This is a genomic window from Pseudomonas edaphica (genome assembly GCF_965277385.1).
In the GTDB taxonomy this organism is placed as follows: Bacteria; Pseudomonadota; Gammaproteobacteria; order Pseudomonadales; family Pseudomonadaceae; genus Aquipseudomonas; species Aquipseudomonas edaphica.
Genome location: NZ_OZ255725.1, coordinates 3,118,243 through 3,140,083, shown reverse-complemented (window position 1 = coordinate 3,140,083; position 21,841 = coordinate 3,118,243). Strand labels below are relative to the sequence as shown.

General features: G+C 58.5%; 18 protein-coding genes and 1 rRNA gene. 3 read left to right on the top strand and 16 right to left on the bottom strand.

Features of this window, described 5'->3' with window-relative positions; translation table 11 throughout:
* Nucleotides 1-40 precede the first annotated feature (40 nt).
* The 16 genes from ACQY47_RS14100 to ACQY47_RS14025 form a co-directional block, all read right to left on the bottom strand.
* The gene (locus ACQY47_RS14100; RefSeq protein ID WP_017139074.1) at nt 41-1,072 is read right to left on the bottom strand and encodes a DUF5924 family protein; all 1,032 of its coding nucleotides are present in this window, start codon (nt 1,070-1,072) and stop codon (nt 41-43) included.
* A gap of 70 nt (nt 1,073-1,142) precedes the next feature.
* The gene (locus tag ACQY47_RS14095) at nt 1,143-2,525 is read right to left on the bottom strand and encodes a M16 family metallopeptidase (RefSeq protein ID WP_428557290.1); all 1,383 of its coding nucleotides are present in this window, start codon (nt 2,523-2,525) and stop codon (nt 1,143-1,145) included.
* Between the two features lie 58 nt (nt 2,526-2,583).
* The gene (locus tag ACQY47_RS14090; protein WP_428557289.1) at nt 2,584-4,242 is read right to left on the bottom strand and encodes a Na/Pi cotransporter family protein; all 1,659 of its coding nucleotides are present in this window, start codon (nt 4,240-4,242) and stop codon (nt 2,584-2,586) included.
* A gap of 289 nt (nt 4,243-4,531) precedes the next feature.
* Nucleotides 4,532-5,299 (bottom strand): TerC family protein, encoded by a 768-nt coding sequence (locus tag ACQY47_RS14085; protein ID WP_017139071.1) that lies wholly within the window; start codon nt 5,297-5,299, stop codon nt 4,532-4,534.
* Between the two features lie 65 nt (nt 5,300-5,364).
* On the bottom strand, nt 5,365-6,672 hold the full coding sequence (locus ACQY47_RS14080; protein WP_017139070.1) for a CitMHS family transporter: 1,308 nt from the start codon (nt 6,670-6,672) through the stop codon (nt 5,365-5,367).
* Nucleotides 6,673-6,928: 256 nt separating this feature from the next.
* Nucleotides 6,929-8,890 (bottom strand): DUF4105 domain-containing protein, encoded by a 1,962-nt coding sequence (locus tag ACQY47_RS14075; protein WP_017139069.1) that lies wholly within the window; start codon nt 8,888-8,890, stop codon nt 6,929-6,931.
* On the bottom strand, nt 8,887-9,207 hold the full coding sequence (locus tag ACQY47_RS14070) for a DUF2388 domain-containing protein (protein WP_060756468.1): 321 nt from the start codon (nt 9,205-9,207) through the stop codon (nt 8,887-8,889). Before ACQY47_RS14070 ends, ACQY47_RS14075 begins: the two co-directional genes overlap by 4 nt.
* A gap of 39 nt (nt 9,208-9,246) precedes the next feature.
* Nucleotides 9,247-9,555 carry a DUF2388 domain-containing protein gene (locus ACQY47_RS14065; protein ID WP_099550155.1) on the bottom strand — a complete coding sequence of 103 codons (309 nt, stop codon included), beginning with the start codon at nt 9,553-9,555 and terminating at the stop codon, nt 9,247-9,249.
* 107 nt (nt 9,556-9,662) lie between these two features.
* Entirely contained in the window at nt 9,663-9,983 is a 321-nt protein-coding gene (locus ACQY47_RS14060; RefSeq protein WP_017139066.1) for a DUF2388 domain-containing protein, read from the bottom strand.
* A gap of 160 nt (nt 9,984-10,143) precedes the next feature.
* On the bottom strand, nt 10,144-10,323 hold the full coding sequence (locus ACQY47_RS14055; protein WP_428557288.1) for a DUF1127 domain-containing protein: 180 nt from the start codon (nt 10,321-10,323) through the stop codon (nt 10,144-10,146).
* 263 nt (nt 10,324-10,586) lie between these two features.
* Nucleotides 10,587-10,802 (bottom strand): DUF1127 domain-containing protein, encoded by a 216-nt coding sequence (locus ACQY47_RS14050; RefSeq protein WP_003214752.1) that lies wholly within the window; start codon nt 10,800-10,802, stop codon nt 10,587-10,589.
* 318 nt (nt 10,803-11,120) lie between these two features.
* Nucleotides 11,121-12,614 (bottom strand): acetyl-CoA hydrolase/transferase family protein, encoded by a 1,494-nt coding sequence (locus ACQY47_RS14045; RefSeq protein ID WP_017139063.1) that lies wholly within the window; start codon nt 12,612-12,614, stop codon nt 11,121-11,123.
* Nucleotides 12,615-12,849: 235 nt separating this feature from the next.
* Nucleotides 12,850-14,286 carry an NAD(P)(+) transhydrogenase (Re/Si-specific) subunit beta gene (locus ACQY47_RS14040; protein WP_017139062.1) on the bottom strand — a complete coding sequence of 479 codons (1,437 nt, stop codon included), beginning with the start codon at nt 14,284-14,286 and terminating at the stop codon, nt 12,850-12,852.
* Complete coding sequence (locus ACQY47_RS14035) at nt 14,286-14,606, bottom strand: NAD(P) transhydrogenase subunit alpha (RefSeq protein ID WP_003220416.1); 321 nt, start codon at nt 14,604-14,606, stop codon at nt 14,286-14,288. Before ACQY47_RS14035 ends, ACQY47_RS14040 begins: the two co-directional genes overlap by 1 nt.
* Nucleotides 14,607-14,621: 15 nt before the next feature.
* Entirely contained in the window at nt 14,622-15,743 is a 1,122-nt protein-coding gene (locus ACQY47_RS14030; protein ID WP_099550154.1) for a Re/Si-specific NAD(P)(+) transhydrogenase subunit alpha, read from the bottom strand.
* A gap of 452 nt (nt 15,744-16,195) precedes the next feature.
* A complete protein-coding gene (locus tag ACQY47_RS14025) occupies nt 16,196-17,095 on the bottom strand; it encodes a LysR family transcriptional regulator (RefSeq protein WP_017139060.1) in 900 nt (299 codons plus the stop codon).
* A gap of 157 nt (nt 17,096-17,252) precedes the next feature.
* On the opposite strand from ACQY47_RS14025, the gene ACQY47_RS14020 reads away from it, so the two are divergent.
* The 3 genes from ACQY47_RS14020 (at nt 17,253) to ACQY47_RS14010 (ending at nt 21,780) form a co-directional block, all read left to right on the top strand.
* Entirely contained in the window at nt 17,253-18,434 is a 1,182-nt protein-coding gene (locus ACQY47_RS14020; RefSeq protein ID WP_003187423.1) for an acyl-CoA dehydrogenase, read from the top strand.
* 12 nt (nt 18,435-18,446) lie between these two features.
* Nucleotides 18,447-19,667, top strand: a complete 1,221-nt coding sequence (locus tag ACQY47_RS14015; RefSeq protein WP_099550152.1) for a CaiB/BaiF CoA transferase family protein — start codon at nt 18,447-18,449, stop codon at nt 19,665-19,667.
* Nucleotides 19,668-20,243: 576 nt separating this feature from the next.
* Nucleotides 20,244-21,780, top strand: a 16S ribosomal RNA gene (locus ACQY47_RS14010).
* Nucleotides 21,781-21,841 lie beyond the last annotated feature (61 nt).

Sequence of the window (21,841 nt, the reverse complement as noted above, 5' to 3'; positions counted from 1 at the left end):
TTTGGCTATCCACAATTGCTACGTAATAGCACGATACGGCCTACTTTGGGTTGTCCGTTTGTGCTGGGTCAGTGACTTTAAAACGCAGCACGCCGATGACTTGCCCATCCTCCGTCAACACCTGCACCTGCCAGCGCCCGACCGCGTCGGCCGGGAAATTCTGCTTGTGGGTCCAGGCGCGATAGCCTTCCTTGCGTCCGCCATGGATATCCAGGGCGATGCGGTCGACCTCTTGGCCGTTGAATTTCCACACATGGTAAATCCGCTCATCCAGCCCGCGTGGCGCGTTGATCGCGGTGTAAGCGTACAGCCCGCCGCTGCGCAGTTGCGCGGCGGTGACTTCCTTGAGGTCATCGCCCGGTGTGCGGTCTTGCAGCTGGGTGCTGATCGCCACTTCGGTCATCCACAATGTGGCCGGCGGCACCCAGCTGCGCAGGAACCAACCGGCGCAGCCGATGGCGGCCGTCACCCCGAGCAGCATCGCCCAGCCTTTGACGCTGCGCAGTGGCAGGCTCGCGGCCAGGCTCGGGATCGACAGCGCCATGGCCACGCCGAGCGCCAATTTGTAACTCTCGGCGGTAGTCAGGTGCATGATGATGGGCAGTGCGGTGAGCAGTGCCGCGAACAAGGTCAGGGTGTGCAGCGCCAGGAACAGCGAGCGCTTGGGCGCCAGCCACTTGTAGTACAGCGGGTCGGTGATCGACACCAGCGCCGCCGCGCCGAGCAGGCCGGTGAATACGGATTGGCCGCTGTTCCAGGCGGTGGTGACGAAAAAGAACGGCAATACGAAGAACAGGCTTTCCTGGTGGATCATCTGGGTCGCGTAGCGCAGCAGCGGCTCGGGGATTTCGCGCTTGAAGACTTTGGCGAACAGCTGGGTAAAGCTGTTTTCCAGCATCAGCCACAGCCAGCTCACCAGCATGATCACCGCGATCCAGCTGGCCATGCCCTGCTGGCGGTCCACCAGGATGAAGCTGCACACACCGGATATGAAACCGCCGAGTGCGATCACCCCTGGATAGCGCTTGATCAGTTCGATAATGCGCTGGATAAGGGGCGGTAGATTTGGCATTGGCGATTCACAATTGGTGTAGGAAAAATCCCAGACAGAATAACGTCTTAGCCCTGTGTTCGGTGCCTCATTACGTGATCCGTTTGCGATAAAGGCGCACGCCGATCAACACACTGGCGATCAGCACGAGTACACCGGCACCGATCCAGCTCAGGGCGTCATAGCTCAGCAAGGGTTTTTCGATGCGCCAGTAGCCCTTCTGGTTAAACACCTCGCGCATGGCCTGGTTGGTTTGCGCCAGGTTGACGGCCTTGATGCGCTTGGCCGGGTCGCTGATATGGCCATCGGCATAGTCGCCGGCAGCGCTCCAGTAATAGTCGGCCAGCGCGCTGTTACCCTGCACCGCCCAGGCTTGGCGCGCGATGGCAGCCTGCTGCAGGCGGGCGAATACCGCTGGGTCGAGGCCGTCCTTGAGCAGTTGCGCCGTGAGGTTCTGCAACACCTGTTCAGCCTCAGGGAGTTTGTCGCGCTCAAGGTCGGCATTCAGGCTGAGGAAGCCGACGCCGCCGAGCACTTCGCGCTCACTCCATGGGCCGTAGGACAAACCGTGCTTGAGGCGCAGCTGACGGTACAGCGCCCAGTCGAGGTAGTCCTTGAGCAAATCGTAGGTTTCATCGTGTTGGTCGTCCAAAACCGGTTCGGGGAACAGCCAGTGCAGTTTGGCGCTGTCACCAACCCAGCCGTGGATAAGGTCGCGATGGCTGGCGGCGGTGTGCTGGATTTCCGGCAGCGGCCGGTGCTCGGTGGGTTCGACCGGATCAAGTTGACCGTAAGTGCGCTCCAGATACGCCGGAAGCAGTTTGTCGAGGTCGCCGACGATAATCAGGGTCATGTTGTTGGGCGCGTACCAATGTGTGCGCAGGGTTTGCAACTGATCACGGGTCAGTTGGCTGACTTCGGCACGTTCGGCGCATTTGAGTCCCAGTTCGACGGCCAATTGGTTGCTGGCGGTGTGACCCAGGTCCTGGCGGTCGAGCAAGCGTTGCAGGTGCGAGTAATGGCCGCCGTCTTCGCGCTCGACCACTTTTTTGGCGGCATTGATGTTCGCGTCGGTCAGTTCGGTGCGGGTGAGGATCGCCAGTAACAGGTCCAGCACCTTGCGCTGGTTTTGCGCGGGTGCCTCGATCACAAAGGTGGTATCGGCATTGCTGGTGTAGGCGTTCCATTCGCCGCCGAGGGCTTGCATGCGGTCCTCAAGGTCGCCTTCATCACCGCCGTCGATGCCGCTGAACAGCAAGTGTTCGAGCAAGTGCGGCAGTTCTTTTTCGTCGCAGGGAAAGTCATCCAGGCCTACGCCGACCACCAGGCGGATCGCCACGTGCCCACGCTCGGTGCCCGGCTTGAGCAACAATTGCAGGCCATTGGGCAAGGTGTAGCCTTCGACTTGCAGGCGGTCGAAGGCAAAGGTGTGTGCCGAGCCCATGAGCAGGCAGGCAAGTAACAGGCGACGCATAACAAGCTTCCTGGCGGGTGAGGTCCATTGTTAACTGACTTCACGGGCCATCGTATGTTCAGGGCGAATGAGTGATGTCGGCAATATCTTCGGCAGAGAGTGCGCCGGTGTCTGAGGTTTCCAACACTACATAAGCACTGCTGCAAAACAACGAGTTCAGGCGTTTCATGTCGGCAATCAGCTCCAGGTGCAGGGAACTGGTCTCCATGCTCTGTACGATTTTACGCTGCAGACGGCTGACGTGGGCGTGGGCCAGGCGGCGCTCCTGGGCGCGGAAACGGCGCTTTTCACGCAGCAGTTGGCGGGCGCTTTCCGGGTCGGCGCTGAGAAACACCGACAGGCCCAAGCGCAGGTTGGCAATCAACTGGCTGTGCAGGCCGGTGAGTTCTTCCAGGCCGACTTCGGAGAACTGTCGGCGCTGTGAGGTTTTCTGCTGCTGGACTTTGCGCAGCATACGTTCGATCAGGTCGCCGGCCAGCTTGAGGTTGATCGACAGCTCGATGATCTCCGCCCAGCGGCGGCTGTCCTGTTCACTGAGGTCTTCGCGGGGCATTTGCGCCAGGTAAAGCTTGATCGCGCTGTAGAGGGCCTCGACGTCATCGCTGAGGCTGCGCATTTCCTGGGTAATGGCGGTTTGCTTGCCACGCAGTACTTCGAGCATGGCGGTGAGCATGTTGTCGATCAGGTCGCCCAGGCGCAGGGTCTCGCGGGCGGCGTTGGCCAGCGCCAGGCTTGGGGTGGCGAGCGAGGCCAGGTCCAGGTGACGTGGCCTGGCTTTGCCGTTGGTCTCCTGTTGTTCCGGCAGCAACCAGGCGCACAGGCGCGCCATTGGCCCGATGGTGGGCAGCAGGATCAGGCAGCGCGTGGTGTTGTAGAGCACATGGAAGGTGATGACCATGCCTTGGGCGCTGTAGTCCAAACCATCCATCCAGCGTACGAGAGGGTCGAGCACCGGAATAATCAGCAACAGGCCGATCAGTTTGTACAACAAGCTGCCCAGCGCGACCTGGCGGCCGGCAGCGTTCTGCATGTTGGTGGTGAGGAAGGCCAGCACACCACTGCCGATGTTGGCGCCGATCACCAGGCCGATGGCCACGTGCAAGCCGATCACACCGGCACCGGCGAGGGTTGCGGTCAGCAGCACGGCGGCCAGGCTGGAGTAGGAAATCATCGCAAACAGGGCGCCGACCAGGGCATCCAGCAAAATGTCGCCGGTCAGCGAGGCGAAGATGACTTTGACGCCTTGGGCATGGGTAATCGGCCCGGCGGCTTCGACGATCAGTTGCAGGGCCAGAATGATCAGGCCCAGGCCGATACCGACGCGGCCCATCTGCCCTGCCCGTGTCTGTTTACGCGAGAGGAAGAAAATCACCCCAAGAAAAATCAGCAGTGGCGACAGCCAGGACAGGTCGAAGGTCAGTACCCGCGCCATCAACGCCGTACCGACGTCGGCACCGAGCATGGTCGCCAGCGCCGGCATAAGGCCCATCAAGCCCTGGCCGACAAACGACGTCACCAGCATCGCCGTGGCGTTGCTGCTCTGGACCATGGCCGTCACCAGGATACCGGCGATAAACGCCAGCCAGCGCTTGGACATGTTCTGCCCGATGACTTGGCGCAAGTTGGAACCGTAGACCCGCAAGATGCCGGTACGGACGATGTGCGTGCCCCAGATAAGCAGGGTCACGGCGGAAAGCAGATTGAGCAAGGTCAGCATGCTCGGCCCCCCGTGTGGGTGTGCTCCAGAAAGAGCAAATGAGAATTGCCGCGTGCCGTTCTACGTCTTGTACTTAAGCTGTAGTTGGCGAATGGGCTCTGCGCCAGCATCGCATAGCTAAAGTGGGGATTGAAACAAAACTGTCATGAAGATCGTTCCCACGCTCTGCCTGGGAATGCATCCCGTGACGCTCTGCGTCGCTTTGAGGGCGGACGCGGAGCGTCCAGAGGCGGCATTCCCACGCGGAGCGTGGGAACGATCAACAACGATCAACAGCAGCGGGTCAGGTTTATTGACCCGGAATGTCCTTGCGCAGTTTCACAGGATCCTGCTGTTTCTTCTTTTTCGCGATAGCGGTACGCATCTTGATGTTTACCGCTTCTACTGCCAGCGAGAACGCCATGGCGAAGTAGACGTAGCCTTTTGGCACATGCACGTCGAAGGATTCGGCGATCAGCACCGTACCCACCACCAGCAGGAACGACAGCGCCAGCATCTTCAGCGACGGGTGCTTGTCGATGAATTCGCTGATAGTGCCCGCAGCCAGCATCATCACCAGTACGGCTACCACGATCGCAGCGACCATGACCGGCACATGGGAAACCATGCCGACAGCCGTGATAACCGAGTCCAGGGAGAACACGATGTCGATGATCGCGATCTGGATGATGGTGTAGATGAACTTGCCACCCTTGCCGCCCGGCTCGTCGTGGGTTTCGTCTTCACCTTCGAGTGCGTGGTACATCTCTTGGGAGCTTTTCCACAGCAGGAACAGGCCACCGAAGAACAGGATCAGGTCGCGACCGGAGATGCCCTGGCCGAAGACCACGAACAGGTCGGCGGTGAGTTGCATGACCCAGGTGATCGACAGCAGCAACAGGATTCGCGTGACCATGGCCAGGGCCAGGCCGAAGATCCGGGTGCGCGCCTGCATATGCTTGGGCATGCGGCTGACCAGGATCGAAATCATGATGATGTTATCGATGCCCAGGACGATCTCGAGGGCCGTCAGGGTGAAGAAGGCAATCCAGATTTCCGGATTGGTCAGCCATTCCATGTGTATTCCTTTGAGCAAATGTGAAACCGCGCAAGCTGCAGCGCCGCGCGGTCAGGTCGTTACGATTATAGAGTGCTGAACAGCGGAAAAATCCCCATCAGCAAAGCGGCGAACATTATGCACAGGCACACCAGCACTGCCCACTTGAGGGTAAAGCGTTGGTGATCGCCAAATTCGATCCCGGCCAGGGCCACCAGCAGGTAAGTCGATGGTACCAGCGGGCTGAGCAAATGCACGGGCTGGCCAACGATGGACGCGCGAGCCATTTCCACGGCGGTGATACCGTAATGGCTGGCCGCTTCGGCGAGCACAGGCAGTACGCCGTAGTAGAACGCGTCGTTGGACATGAAGAAGGTGAACGGCATGCTTACCAGCGCGGTGATCACTGCGAGGTACGGGCCCAGCGCTTCCGGGATAACCGCCAGCAAGCTCTTGGACATGGCATCAACCATGCCGGTACCGGACAGAATGCCGGTGAAGATGCCCGCGGCGAAGATGAGCCCGACGACTGCCAGCACGCTGCCGGCATGGGCGGCGACGCGGTCTTTCTGCTGTTGCAGGCACGGGTAGTTGACGATCATCGCGATACTGAACGCCACCATGAACAGCACTGGCAGCGGCAACAGGCCGGCGATCAGGGTGCACATCAGTGCGAAGGTCAGTGCGCCGTTGAACCAGATCAGCTTGGGGCGACGGGCGTCAGGGAATTGCGACACGCTGATCTCGCTGTGATCGATCTCGTCGCCCTGCAGGTGCAGTTCACCCAGGCGGGCACGTTCGCGTTTGCCGTACATATAGGCAATCACCAGGATCGCCACGACGCCGACAGCCATGGCCGGGATCATCGGTACGAAGATGTCCGACGGGTCTACATGCAAAGCACTCGCGGCGCGGGCAGTCGGGCCGCCCCACGGCGTCATGTTCATCACGCCGCCGGCGAGGATAATCAAGCCGGCCATGATCCGCGGGCTCATGCCGATGCGCTGGTACAGCGGCAGCATGGCGGCCACGCAGATCATGTAAGTGGTGGCGCCGTCACCGTCGAGGGACACCACCAGGGCAAGCACGGCGGTACCGACCGAAACTTTCAGCGGGTCGCCCTTGACCATCTTGAGGATCTTGCGCACGGCCGGGTCGAACAGGCCGGAGTCGATCATCAGGGCAAAGTAGAGAATGGCGAACATCAGCATTACGCCGGTCGGCGCAAGCTTGGTGATGCCCGCAAGCATCATCGGGCCGATCTCGGGGGCAAAACCACCAAACAGGGCGAACAGGATTGGCACAATGATCAAGGCAATCAGCGCGGACAGGCGCTTGGTCATGATCAGGTACATGAACGTGATGACCATGGCGAAGCCAAGGAAAGTCAGCATAGGAATACTCCGGGCGTAGCGCGGCTAGGGAATGGCGAACCGGGTTGGGGTCAGCGCAGTACGAAAGGCACGTAGCGTACGAGTGGAGTTGGAGCGAACAGGCGGGTAGTAGCGGACATCAGGAATCACCATTGTTGTTGTTTACAGCCGGTCTGTTGCCGGCAGTGGGGGCGATCCTAGACGGGGAAGCTTTCAGCCAGCTTTCGCTGTGTAAGTCAGATGATGGAAGGTTTGTAGGAGTTTTCTTTAAGGTGACTCAGGGCAGCTCCAAACCGCCCGAGGCTTTGTGCAAGGCGCGCAGGTGCTCGCCCATCTGCTTGAGGTTGGCTTCGCAGGCGGCAATCTCGTCGGCGCGTGAAGGGTCCAGCAGCGCCCTCACCTCTTTATCCAGATCGCCGGTCAACGATTGCAGTTGCTTCTGGCGCTCGGCGCTTTCCGATTCCAGGCGTTTGGCTTCCGAAGGTTGCGGAAGGCCGTAGCCGCCGCTGTCGAGCAATTCCGCCGGGCGGCTTAGAAAACCGCTGTTGGCGAGGATCTGTTGCAGTGTGTTGTTGGCTTTTTCCATGCCGCCGTTTTTCAGCTCACGGGCATTGAGGTAGCGCTGCTTGACTTCGTCCTGGGCCAGCATCAGTTGTTTGCGATAGCTGGCTTGTTCCAGCAGCAGCAGCGCGGCGCTGGTGCGCAGGTCGGCCTGGATGAACCACTGGCGGCGTTCTGCGGCACTGAGGGCGAGCCAGTCTTCGACTTGGGTCTGCTTGATCGGCAGGTGTTTGCGCAGCACGTCGAACATCGCCTGGTAGCGCTCGCGGAACGAGTCGAAGTGATAACCCAGGCGCAAGGCTTCGCGTTTGTCGTCTAGCACACTGGTATCAGCCAGGCCGCGGGCACTGAGCACCTCGAGCAAGCCGTTGGGGGTGATGTTGTCCAGGCCGGTCAGTTGCGGGTTGGCGCTGCCGCTGCGTAGCAGCTTGAGGCTCTCCACCGCGCAGTTGTTGGAGATAAAAAAGTAATTGCCGTCGTAGCTCCAGTGCATCTCGGCGGCATGTTCGACGGTGTCGTTGATCTCTTGGCGGGTGAGCTTGAGTGGCACCGAGGCCAGGCCGCGCAGTTCAGTCTTGGTGTATTCGTCGATCACCTGGGCCAACGGCAGCACAAACAGCCGTGACGGGTACTTGCCCACCAGCCCATCCCAGCTCGAGAGCTGTACGTCACCGACGAAAGCGCGGTAAGACAACACCAAGTGCTGGTCCAGGTCCAATCGGCAATCCGGACCACGCGGGCGGCCGGGTGCGCAGATCACCAGACGCAACATGCTGTGGCCCCAGCGGCTTACCAGATTTTGGTTGGCCTCGGCCAGCAAGTAGTCGATTTCATACACGCGCTCCGGGTCGATCTGGCCCAACGGCGTTTTGGCGAAGTCGTTACCGGCGTTCAGGAACGCGTAGGTCTTGGCGCAGGTGTCTTGCTCGGGCGGTGCCCAGCCGAAGTGTTCCTTGTAATAGCGAAACAGCGCGGGGCGACGGCAGGCATAGCTCGGGTCAAGTAGGAAATACTCCATATTGACCGCCACGAACTCCAGCGGGCTGGTGGTTTCGTAAATATCGGGGCTGCGGGCGACCTGGTGGTTGTGTTGCTCGCGCTCGCCGCGACGGCCCACGTATTGGGGCCAGCCGGCAATGTCCAGCAGGCGCGGGTCGTCACTCAGGGTGAAACGACGGTCGTTCTGGCCACGGCATTGATCGGGCAGGCCGATCAGGCCGGTGATGTTGTTCTGGCGGCTGCAGCGTTGGATCAGGCGGCGCTCGTCTGTGGACCACAAGCGCGCACGGTCATAGATGTGGGTCAGCTCATGCAGCACGGTGGCGAGCATTTCGCGGCGCACAGTGCCATGGGGACGATTGGTCTTCTGGGTGGCGGCGCTGCCGTCGGTGAGGCTGGCGAGCAGGTTGCTGTTGAGGTCCAGTTCGGACACCAGAGAAGCCTGGCCATAGGCGTTTTCAGGCATCTTGTCGGTCCAGCCGACATCAATACGCCGGTCCAACTGCTCGATAAAGCGCGGCGGCAGAGCGCGCATCGCTTCGTCGAGCAACGCCTGGCTGGCCTGCTGTTCGGCCGGGCTCAAGCCATCGGTCTTGAGCCGCAGTTGCAGGCTGGCCTGGGCTGCGCCTGCACAGAGCAGCACAGTCCCGGCCAGTAGCCAGGCGAACAGGCGCCTCACAGAGCGAGGATAGCTTCGGCGAGGGTCTGGTCACTGGCGTCGCGGGCTTCCGGTACGCGGGTGCGCAGGGTATCGAAGGCTGCTTCCAATTGTGCGCCGCGGATTTCACCGTTGGAGGCGACGAAGCTGGCAGCGTCATCGTGTGCTTCGCGCACGATTTTGGAGTCGCGGATGGAAGTGGTGGTGTCCGAAGTGAAATCAATGGTGCGCGCCGAGGCACGCACGATGATGTTACTGGTGGCTTTCAGGGTTTGCGCGTGGGCGACATCGGCCAACAACAGCAGGCCCAGAGCGGCGGCGATCAGCGGGCTACGCATGGAATGACTCCGAAATACAAAGATAGAAATATATGATGATTATTGGACGAGAATTGCCTGCGCCAGTTCAAGGTCGCTGACATGAAGTTTTGGCTGGGTTCGGCGCAGATACTCCAGCGCAGACTCCAGACGAGCTCCCCGCCATTGGCCGTCAGTGGCGATAAAAGCGGCAGCGTCATCCTGGGCGGCCAGTATCAATTTTCTGTCAAAGGGCGCTGACGTCACCTTGCTGGTGGCGTAGGCACTGATGACGGTGCTCTGGGTGGACACATCAAAGGCCGAAGCCAAGGGTGACCAGCAGGCGGAAAACAACACGGGAACAATCAACAGGCGGTATGAAAAAGCCATGGGACTCGACAACTGAAAGCGAGCGCCAAGGCTAGCGCAACGCCCGGGCGAGAGCCAGTGCTGACACATTTGGTAGCGGCTGGCGTGCCCTGGCGTTTACCGGATCATCAGATGGCCAGAATCGCCTGGGCCAGTTGTGCGTCGGTCGCTGTGTTCAGTTGTGGGGCTTGTTGGCGGATCTGGGCCAGGGCGCTTTCCAGTTTCACACCACGAATGGCGCCTTCGCTGGCAACAAAGCTGGCAGCGTCGTCACGGGCGGCTTGCACCACTTTGTTGTCACGCAGGGACGACGTGGCATCGGAGCTGGCATCGGAAGTGGCTTTGAGGGCGCCGACGATCGAGTCGGTGGTCACGATAAGGCTGCTCGCGTTGGCGTTGGCGGCCAGGGCCAACAGGGTGGCAGCACTCAGCAGGCGAAGACGGGACATGGAAAAACTCCTGTAGAAGATCAAATAAAAGCGGCGCAAGGCGGCCACTGTGAAACGGACATTGCTGCGGATTAAGCATCAGACGTCCGCTCTACAAGGTTCGCCACGTAATAACGGGATCTTAAGCTGCCGCTTATCCGTTCGGAAAGCCTCTATCTGCCTAGTCACGCCAGAAAGGTTTGGACAGCTCGGCAGTACGGTCGCCCTGGCTGATGCCGGCGTCGGCTAATTCACGTGGGTCAAGTTGTGCAAGTTGGCGGCGTTCATGGGCCTGCCGCGCCCATCTGCCCAGGGCGCAAGCCATTCGAATGATCAACTTTTTGTAGGTTTGTGTGTTCATGACGACGGCCTTCCATGAGGTCTTGGAACACCATCTTGGGCGGCCAGCTTTTACCAATACAGATACACCAAAGTTAAATTGTACCGTCTAATTGTTATGTTATTTAAACTGTACTGGTCCTTATCTCTGGGGTCTGTTTTAGCCGTGTAAAGTTTGAAACCCGGAAACAACAAAGCCCGCCTCCGGTTTCCCGGGGCGGGCTTTGTTTTGTTAAATCAGGGTGCTGGCGGTGGACCCGGCGGGTCAGGGCCAGCGGGCGCCAATTAGCGCCAGAACGGCTTGCTCAGTTCTTCGTAGCGTTGAGCTTCGCTGATACCGGCGTCAGCCAGCAGACGCGAATCCAGACGAGCCAGTTGATGGCGGCTGGAGATGCGGCGCTGCCACAACATCAGGTTGGCGAGAACGCGCAAAGGCAGGGAAGCCTGGGTGTTTACAGCTTTTTCTTCGAAGAACAGATCGGAACTGAGTGTACGTTCCATGATGACATCCTTCCGCTTGTGGCGGGATTAGGTAGTGGTTTAACTGATGCCAATGATCCTCCTCCGACGCAAGACTCTCTAGATACAGTTCACCTGTATTGTGAGGGGCCAGTTAACTGTTTATAGCGGCTGTACTGTACGGAAATGGGGCAACTGTACCTGTCTGCACTTTATCGGTGCGAAATTGGCATTTGCGGTGGGGTTCGTAGGAGAATTCAGTAGGAAATGACCGGTACAGCAGTACAGTTTTTTCAAAATGTACGGCTGTGGTCACCGAGCTGAACAAACTGTGTTTGCATCAGCTCGGATCTGTATCAATCAAGCCTTGAGCATATGCCCGGTTTCTTCCAGGTTGATGTGCCAACTCAGTGCTTCGCGCAGGATGTGCGGAGTATGCCCACCGATCGCGCAGGCAGCGTTGAAGTAACTGTTCAGCGCATCGCGGTAAGCCGGGTGCACGCAATTGTCGATGATCACCCGTGCGCGCTCGCGTGGCGCCAGGCCACGCAGGTCGGCGAGGCCAACCTCGGTCACCAGTATGTCCACGTCATGCTCGGTATGGTCCACATGGCTGACCATCGGCACCACGCTGGAAATTGCGCCGCCCTTGGCAATCGACTTGGTGACGAAAATCGCCAGGTGCGCGTTACGCGCGAAGTCTCCGGAGCCGCCAATCCCATTCATCATCCGCGTGCCGCAGACGTGGGTGGAGTTGACGTTGCCGTAGATGTCGAACTCAAGCGCCGTGTTGATACCGATAATGCCCAGGCGCCGAACCACTTCAGGGTGGTTGGAGATTTCCTGAGGGCGCAGTACCAGCTTGTCCTTGTAGTGTTCCAGGTTGCCGAACACGTCAGCGTTGCGTCGCTCCGACAAGGTGATCGAGCTGCCCGAAGCAAAGCTCAGCTTGCCCGCGTCGATCAGGTCGAAGGTCGAGTCCTGCAACACTTCCGAATACATGGTCAGGTCTTCGAATGGCGATTCGATCAGGCCGCACATCACCGCGTTGGCGATGTTGCCGATCCCGGCCTGCAGCGGGCCGAGCTTGTTAGTCATGCGCCCGGCGTCGACTTCCTGCTTGAGGAAGTTGATCAGATGGTTAGCGATGCCTTGGGTGTCGGCGTCCGGTGGTGTCACGGTTGAGGCGGAGTCGGCCTGATTGGTGATCACGATGGCGACGATTTTTTCCGGCGGGATCGGAATCGCGGTACTGCCGATGCGGTCGTCGACCTTGACCAGTGGGATTGGCGTGCGCGTCGGCCGGTAGGTCGGGATATAGATGTCGTGCAGCCCTTCCAGGTTAGGGTTGTGCGCCAGGTTGATCTCGACAATCACTTGTTTGGCGAAAATCGCAAAGCTGGCCGAGTTGCCCACGGAGGTGGTGGGCACGATGTGTCCTTGTTCGGTGATCGCGACGGCTTCGATCACGGCGATGTCCGGCAACTTGAGCTGGTTGTTGCGCAGTTGCTCGACGGTTTCCGACAGGTGCTGGTCGATAAACATCACTTGGCCTGCGTTGATCGCCTTGCGCAGTGTGCTGTCGACTTGAAACGGCATGCGGCGCGACAAAACGCCGGCCTCGGTCAGTTGCTTGTCCAAGTCATTGCCCAGGCTGGCACCAGTCATCAGGGTGATTTTCAGCGGCGAAGTCTTGGCGCGTTCGGCCAGGGCGTGGGGGACGGCCTTGGCTTCACCGGCACGGGTGAAGCCGCTCATGCCGACGGTCATGCCGTCCTCGATCAGTGCGGCGGCATCTGCCGCGCTCATGACCTTGTTCAACAACGAAGGCAAGCGGATACGATCACGGTACATGAATTGTTATCTCAGGCTACGGAAGCAAGGTGGGCAGTGTAGTGATTTCAAAAAAATTCGGCCCGCTACCATGGTCGAATGCCAGGCAGCGATTTAGAGCCTTTGGTCGGGTTTCACGTGAGTACAAAGCGGAACGCAGAGCATTCCCGGATGCATTCCCACGCAGAGCTTGGGAACAATAAAAAAACCCCAGCCTACTGGAGGCCAGGGTTTCGTGTATTGCGCTGGCGCAGTGTTATTCGACGGCTTTGACCATATCTTCGATGACTTTCTTGGCATCACCGAAGACCATCATGGTCTTGTCCAGGTAGAACAGCTCGTTATCCAGACCGGCGTAGCCGCTGGCCATCGAGCGCTTGTTGACGATGATGGTCTTGGCCTTGAATGCCTCAAGGATCGGCATACCGGCAATCGGTGAGTTAGGGTCGTTCTTGGCGGCCGGGTTGACCACGTCGTTGGCGCCCAACACCAGCACCACGTCGGCCTGGCCGAACTCGGAGTTGATGTCTTCCATCTCGAACACTTGGTCGTAAGGCACTTCCGCCTCGGCCAGCAGCACGTTCATGTGCCCAGGCATACGGCCCGCTACCGGGTGGATCGCGTACTTCACGGTCACGCCACGGTGTGTCAGCTTTTCGGTCAGCTCTTTAAGGGCGTGTTGCGCCCGAGCGACTGCCAGGCCGTAGCCGGGAACGATGATCACGGTGTCGGCGTTGGTCAGCAGGAACGTGGCGTCGTCCGCCGAACCGGATTTCACCGGACGCGCTTCTTTGGAGCCTGCCGCTGCGCCGGCATCTGCTGTGTTGCCGAAGCCACCGAGCAGCACATTAAAGAAGGAGCGGTTCATTGCCTTGCACATGATGTACGACAGAATCGCGCCGCTGGAGCCCACCAGAGAGCCGGCGATGATCAGCATCGAGTTGTTCAGCGAGAAGCCGATGCCCGCCGCTGCCCAACCGGAGTAGCTGTTGAGCATCGAGACAACCACCGGCATGTCGGCGCCGCCGATCGGGATGATGATCAGCACGCCCAGCACGAAAGCCAGGGCCAGCATCAACGCGAACGCAGTGAGGTTGCCGGTGAACATGAACGCCAGGCCCAGGCCCAGGGTGGCCAGGCCGAGCACCAGGTTCAGTTTGTGCTGGCCACCGAACTGTACCGGTGCGCCCTGGAACAGGCGGAACTTGTACTTGCCCGAGAGTTTGCCGAATGCGATCACCGAACCGGAGAAGGTAATTGCACCAATGGCTGCGCCGAGGAACAGTTCCAGGCGGTTGCCCGCAGGAATCGAGTCGCCCAGGTGTTTGACGATGCCCAAGGATTGCGGCTCGACCACGGCGGCAATCGCGATGAATACCGCCGCCAGGCCGATCATGCTGTGCATGAAGGCAACCAGCTCTGGCATCTTGGTCATTTCTACGCGCTTGGCCATGATCGAACCGGCGGTGCCGCCGATCAGCAGGCCGACAATTACGTAACCGATACCGGCTGTTGCAAGCTCAGCGCCGAGCTTGTAGATGAGGCCCACGGTCGTCAGCACCGCCAGCGCCATGCCGAGCATGCCGAACAGGTTGCCGCGTCGCGATGTGGTTGGGTGCGACAGGCCTTTGAGGGCCTGGATAAAGCAGATCGACGCGATCAAGTAGAGCGTCGTAACCAAATTCATGCTCATTACTTTGGCGCCTCTTCTTTTGCTTTCGGGGCTTTCTTCTTGAACATCTCCAGCATCCTGCGCGTGACCAGGAACCCGCCGAATACGTTAACCGCCGCCAAGGCCACGGCCAGGGTGCCCATGGTTTTACCCAGTGGTGTCACGGTGAGGGCTGCGGCGAGCATGGCGCCGACGATTACGATCGCAGAGATCGCGTTGGTCACCGCCATCAGTGGTGTGTGCAGCGCGGGTGTGACGTTCCAGACCACGTGGTAACCGACATAAATCGCCAGCACAAAGATGATCAGGTTGTAGATACCGGGGGAGATAAGCTCTTCCATCGTCTGAATCCCTGCTTAGGCGTTTTTGCGGATGACTTGGCCGTCGCGGCACATCAGGCACGCGGCGACGATGTCGTCTTCGAGGTTGATTTCAAACTGCCCTTCCTTGGTGAAGACCAGCTTCAGGAAGTCCAGCAGGTTGCGCGCATATAAAGCAGAAGCATCGGCGGCGACGGCACCGGCCAGGTTGGTCGGGCCGCAAATGGTCACGCCGTTTTCCACCACGACTTGGTCGGCGACGGTCAGCGGGCAGTTGCCACCCTGGGCGGCGGCGAGGTCGATGACCACCGAACCCGGCTTCATTTGTGCGACGGTTTCGGCACTGAGCAAGGTCGGGGCTTTGCGGCCCGGGATCAGCGCAGTAGTGATGACAATGTCCGCTTGTTTGGCACGTTCATGCACGGCCAGGGCCTGGCGCTGCATCCAGCTCGATGGCATCGGGCGCGCGTAGCCGCCGACACCGACCGCGCATTCACGCTCTTCATCGGTTTCGTAGGGCACGTCGACGAACTTGGCGCCGAGGGACTCGATCTGCTCTTTTACGGCAGGGCGCACGTCAGACGCTTCGATCACGGCACCCAGGCGTTTCGCTGTAGCGATGGCTTGCAGGCCTGCGACACCCGCGCCGAGGATCAGCACGCGCGCGGCTTTGACGGTGCCGGCGGCAGTCATCAGCATCGGCATGAAGCGTGGGTAGTGATGGGCTGCCAGCAATACGGCTTTATAGCCGGCAATGTTGGCCTGTGACGACAGCACGTCGAGGCTTTGGGCTCGCGAGGTACGTGGCGCAGCTTCGAGCGCGAAGGCGGTAATGCCTCGCTCTGCCAGCTTGGCGATGGTTTCGTTGCTGAACGGGTTGAGCATGCCCACCAACACGGTGCCGCTTTTGATCAGCGTCAGTTCGCTGTCGCTGGGGGCAACCACCTTGAGAATCAGCTCGGCGCCAAACGCGTCGCTGGCGCTGCCAATGGTTGCGCCTGCCGTTTCATAGGCACTGTCGACGATGCTGGCGGTAATGCCTGCGCCGCTTTGTACAGTGACCTTATGGCCCTGGCCGATCAGCTTCTTGATGGTTTCCGGGGTGGCAGCCACCCGCGTTTCACCGGTCTGGGTTTCGAGAGGAACACCAATGTGCACGTCAAATCTCCTGCATGATCTTTTTGCTTTTGATCTTTTTGTAAAAAGGCCAGTGCACCGTGAGGGGCGCAGCTGGGGCGGCCGATCAGCACGATCCCGCTGAAATGACAGCGGGGCGCGGCATTTTGCAGGCGAACTTTACGGCCTTCAAGGGATTATGACGGGTGACGAAAAATTAACTACAAGTCACCCTGTGACTGATTGTCGCAACATGGCAAAATAACCTCTTTAAATACAGGTGTTTAAAGGGTTTTAGAGGGCTGTAGACGGTTTTCCTATCTTTGGCGTGAATGGTCGGGCATTGGCAGCTGATAGTCGCTACAAGCCTTGTCAGTCATGGCGTTAAGCTCATTTTTACGCTGAGAGGTACAGTCTTCCAAAACACGACATATAGTTACATCTGTAGGCGCTTAATTTATTTGACTACAAGGTCAATAAAATGACCTTACCCTTTAAATGCTGGGGTTATAGCGCTGTGACTGGTCGATCAGCCAATCTCTAAACGCGTGCAGCGACGCAGATTCGACTTTTCTTTCGGGAATCATCAGGTAGTAAGCCTTTGTGCTGCTCAGCGCTTCGAGGCTTGCGATCACCAGATGCTTCTCCTCCAGCTCGCGCTGGATGAGGAAAGGCGGAATCAGCGCGATTCCCATGTCATGCATGGCTGCCTGCGACAACATCGAGAATAGCTCGTAACGCGGGCCTGTCATGTCGCGAGGTATGTTCAGTTGTTGCGCGCTGAACCACTGGCGCCAGGCATATGGCCGAGTGGTTTGTTGCAGCAGTGGCAGTTGGGCGATCTCTTCCGGGCTGAAGTGGGCACGGCTGCCCAGTAAGCGCGGACTGCACACGGGAACGGGGTTTTCGCCCATTAGCCGGTGGGATTCGGTGCCTGACCAATCGGCATCGCCAAAGTAGATGGCGGCGTCGAACTCGGTGTCGGCAAACAGAAAAGGGCGCGTGCGGTTGGTGAGGTTGACCGTGACTTCCGGGTGTTGGTGCTGGAAGTCCTTGAGCCGTGGGATCAGCCATTGGGTGCCGAACGTTGGCACCACTGCCAGCTCGATGACATTCGCACCTTGCTGCCCCATGACCGACAAGGTATCGCGTTCTACGGCGTCCAGTTGCATGGCAACGCGACGGCTATAAGAAAGCCCTGCCTCCGTCAGCTTGACGCCCCGCCGTGAGCGTCGAAACAGCTCGACACTCAAAAACTCCTCCAGACTGGCGATCTGTCGACAGATGGCGCCTTGGGTGAGTGAAAGTTCGTGCGCCGCCTTGGTAAAGCTCTCGTGGCGGGCCGCTGCTTCAAAACTGACCAGGGCGGTGGTGCTGGGGATTTTTCTGCGCATGTACGTTGTACTCACTCATAAAGCGCATTTGCGCGCTTCTAGCTCATTACGAAGTGAGAAATTAGCACAACCCTATGCATAAACCTCGTTTGCCCTCTGCGGTTGCTCGGCCTAGGCTGCATCCACGACTTCTGTTTTCTTCCCCGAGGACTTATTCATGGCTGGCAAGGCAAGCTTCAACTGGATCGATCCACTGTTGCTGGATCAACAGCTCACCGAAGAAGAGCGCATGGTGCGCGACAGTGCTGAGCAATTCGCCCAGGACAAGCTGGCGCCGCGTGTGCTCGAAGCCTTTCGCCATGAAAAGACCGACCCTGCGATCTTTCGCGAGATGGGTGAAACCGGCCTGCTGGGCGCGATGATCCCTGAGCAGTACGGCGGCAGTGGACTGAACTACGTGAGCTACGGGCTGATTGCCCGTGAGGTGGAGCGTGTCGACTCCGGTTATCGCTCAATGATGAGTGTGCAGTCGTCACTGGTGATGGTGCCGATCAACGAATTTGGCACCGAGGCGCAAAAGCAGAAGTACCTGCCAAAGCTGGCATCGGGCGAGTGGATCGGCTGTTTCGGCCTGACCGAGCCTAACCACGGTTCTGACCCGGGTGCGATGATTACCCGTGCACGTAAGGTCGATGGCGGCTACAGCCTGACCGGCGCCAAGATGTGGATCACCAACAGCCCGATCGCCGATGTGTTTGTGGTGTGGGGTAAGGACGATGCGGGTGATATCCGTGGTTTTGTCCTGGAGAAGGGGTGGAAGGGGCTGAGCGCTCCGGCGATTCACGGCAAGGTCGGCCTGCGGGCTTCGATTACCGGTGAGATCGTCATGGATAACGTGTTTGTACCCGAGGAGAACATCTTCCCGGATGTGCGCGGCCTGAAGGGGCCTTTCACTTGTCTTAACTCGGCACGCTATGGCATTTCCTGGGGGGCGCTGGGGGCTGCCGAGTTTTGCTGGCATACCGCTCGTCAGTACACCCTGGACCGTCAGCAGTTTGGGCGGCCCTTGGCGGCTACCCAACTGATCCAGAAGAAGCTGGCGGACATGCAGACCGAGATCACCCTGGCCTTGCAAGGCTGCCTGCGTTTGGGGCGCATGAAGGATGAAGGGACGGCGGCGGTTGAGATCACGTCGATCATGAAGCGCAACTCGTGTGGCAAGTCCCTGGATATCGCGCGCATGGCGCGGGACATGTTGGGCGGCAACGGTATTTCGGATGAGTTCGGGGTGGCGCGTCACCTGGTCAACCTGGAGGTGGTCAATACCTATGAGGGCACCCATGACGTGCACGCCTTGATTCTTGGGCGCGCGCAGACCGGTCTTCAAGCGTTCTATTAATAGGAGAACGGCATGGGTGCGCTTTCACATCTGCGGGTATTGGATTTGTCACGAGTGCTGGCCGGCCCGTGGTCCGGGCAGATCCTTGCAGACCTTGGGGCCGAGGTGATCAAGGTTGAGCGGCCGGGCAGTGGCGATGATACGCGGGCATGGGGGCCGCCCTTCCTTAAAGACGCCTATGGCGAGAACACCAGTGAGGCGGCGTATTACCTGTCGGCCAACCGTAACAAGGAGTCGGTGACCATCGACTTCACGCGCCCGGAGGGGCAGAAGTTGGTGCGCGACCTGGCGGCCAAGTCCGATATCCTGATCGAGAACTTCAAGGTGGGTGGTCTGGCGGCGTATGGGCTGGACTATGAATCGCTCAAGGAAATCAATCCAGAGTTGATCTATTGCTCGATCACAGGCTTCGGCCAGACGGGGCCTTATGCGACGCGTGCAGGCTACGACTTTATGATCCAGGGGCTGGGTGGGCTTATGAGCCTGACCGGTCGGCCCGAGGGTGATGAGGGAGCTGGGCCGGTAAAGGTGGGCGTGGCGTTGACGGATATCCTGACGGGGCTGTACTCGACCGTGGCGATCCTGGCGGCGCTGGCTCATCGGGATCATGACGGCGGTGGGCAGCATATCGACATGGCGTTGCTGGATGTGCAGGTGGCGTGCCTGGCCAATCAGGCGATGAATTACCTGACGACGGGTATCGCGCCCAAGCGCCTGGGCAATGCTCACCCCAATATTGTGCCTTACCAGGACTTTCCCACGGCTGATGGCGACTTCATTCTGACGGTGGGTAATGACGGACAGTTTCGCAAGTTTGCTGAGGTGGCCGGGCAGCCGCAGTGGGCGGATGATCCGCGCTTCGCGACTAATAAGGTGCGGGTGGCTAACCGTGCGGAGCTGATTCCGCTGATACGCCAGGCCACAGTGTTCAAGACGACGGCTGAGTGGGTGTCGCAGTTGGAGCAAGTAGGCGTGCCGTGTGGGCCGATCAATGATCTGGCGCAGGTGTTTGCCGACCCGCAGGTCAAGGCGCGTGGGTTGGCGATGGCGTTGCCGCATGCATTGGCGGGGATGGTGCCTCAGGTCGCCAGTCCGATGCGGTTGTCCAAGACGCCGGTGGAATATCGTAATGCGCCTCCTCTATTGGGCGAGCATACGGTGCAGGTGCTGCAGGGGGTGTTGGGTCTGGATTCGGCGAATGTGGCTGCGCTGAAGGCTGCGGGCGTTATCTGAAGCTGCTCTTCTATATAAGTAGTTTGATCAAAGAGCGTTTGGCTGGTTGTTTTTTGATCAATTCTAACTTATTGATAGAGGCGCCAAATTAAGTGTTGACGGCAGATTCTAGAAGTCTATAATTCGCCCCACTTCCGGCGCAGTCGAAACGGAAAACTCCTTGGTAAACAACGAGTTACGAAGTTTTCGACAGTAAGTTGCTTCAGTTCATCGAAGCCAAAAGGAAGTTGAAAAAGAGGTGTTGACAGCAGCGTGTAACGCTGTAGAATTCGCCTCCCGCTAACGAGAGATCGTAAGCGCAAGTGGTTGAAGTTGTTGAAGAATTCTTCGAAAGCTTCTGAAAATAATCACTTGACAGCAAATGAGGCTGCTGTAGAATGCGCGCCTCGGTTGAGACGAAAGATCTTAACCAACCGCTCTTTAACAACTGAATCAAGCAATTCGTGTGGGTGCTTGTGGAGTCAGACTGATAGTCAACAAGATTATCAGCATCACAAGTTACTCCGCGAGAAATCAAAGATGTAACCAACGATTGCTGAGCCAAGTTTAGGGTTTCTTAAAAACCCAAAGATGTTTGAACTGAAGAGTTTGATCATGGCTCAGATTGAACGCTGGCGGCAGGCCTAACACATGCAAGTCGAGCGGTAGAGAGAAGCTTGCTTCTCTTGAGAGCGGCGGACGGGTGAGTAATGCCTAGGAATCTGCCTGGTAGTGGGGGATAACGTTCGGAAACGGACGCTAATACCGCATACGTCCTACGGGAGAAAGCAGGGGACCTTCGGGCCTTGCGCTATCAGATGAGCCTAGGTCGGATTAGCTAGTTGGTGAGGTAATGGCTCACCAAGGCGACGATCCGTAACTGGTCTGAGAGGATGATCAGTCACACTGGAACTGAGACACGGTCCAGACTCCTACGGGAGGCAGCAGTGGGGAATATTGGACAATGGGCGAAAGCCTGATCCAGCCATGCCGCGTGTGTGAAGAAGGTCTTCGGATTGTAAAGCACTTTAAGTTGGGAGGAAGGGCAGTAAATTAATACTTTGCTGTTTTGACGTTACCGACAGAATAAGCACCGGCTAACTCTGTGCCAGCAGCCGCGGTAATACAGAGGGTGCAAGCGTTAATCGGAATTACTGGGCGTAAAGCGCGCGTAGGTGGTTTGTTAAGTTGGATGTGAAATCCCCGGGCTCAACCTGGGAACTGCATTCAAAACTGACTGACTAGAGTATGGTAGAGGGTGGTGGAATTTCCTGTGTAGCGGTGAAATGCGTAGATATAGGAAGGAACACCAGTGGCGAAGGCGACCACCTGGACTAATACTGACACTGAGGTGCGAAAGCGTGGGGAGCAAACAGGATTAGATACCCTGGTAGTCCACGCCGTAAACGATGTCAACTAGCCGTTGGAAGCCTTGAGCTTTTAGTGGCGCAGCTAACGCATTAAGTTGACCGCCTGGGGAGTACGGCCGCAAGGTTAAAACTCAAATGAATTGACGGGGGCCCGCACAAGCGGTGGAGCATGTGGTTTAATTCGAAGCAACGCGAAGAACCTTACCAGGCCTTGACATCCAATGAACTTTCTAGAGATAGATTGGTGCCTTCGGGAACATTGAGACAGGTGCTGCATGGCTGTCGTCAGCTCGTGTCGTGAGATGTTGGGTTAAGTCCCGTAACGAGCGCAACCCTTGTCCTTAGTTACCAGCACGTAATGGTGGGCACTCTAAGGAGACTGCCGGTGACAAACCGGAGGAAGGTGGGGATGACGTCAAGTCATCATGGCCCTTACGGCCTGGGCTACACACGTGCTACAATGGTCGGTACAGAGGGTTGCCAAGCCGCGAGGTGGAGCTAATCCCACAAAACCGATCGTAGTCCGGATCGCAGTCTGCAACTCGACTGCGTGAAGTCGGAATCGCTAGTAATCGCGAATCAGAATGTCGCGGTGAATACGTTCCCGGGCCTTGTACACACCGCCCGTCACACCATGGGAGTGGGTTGCACCAGAAGTAGCTAGTCTAACCTTCGGGAGGACGGTTACCACGGTGTGATTCATGACTGGGGTGAAGTCGTAACAAGGTAGCCGTAGGGGAACCTGCGGCTGGATCACCTCCTTAATCGACGACATCAGCTGCTCCATAAGTTCCCACACGAATTGCTTGATTCATTGAAGAAGAC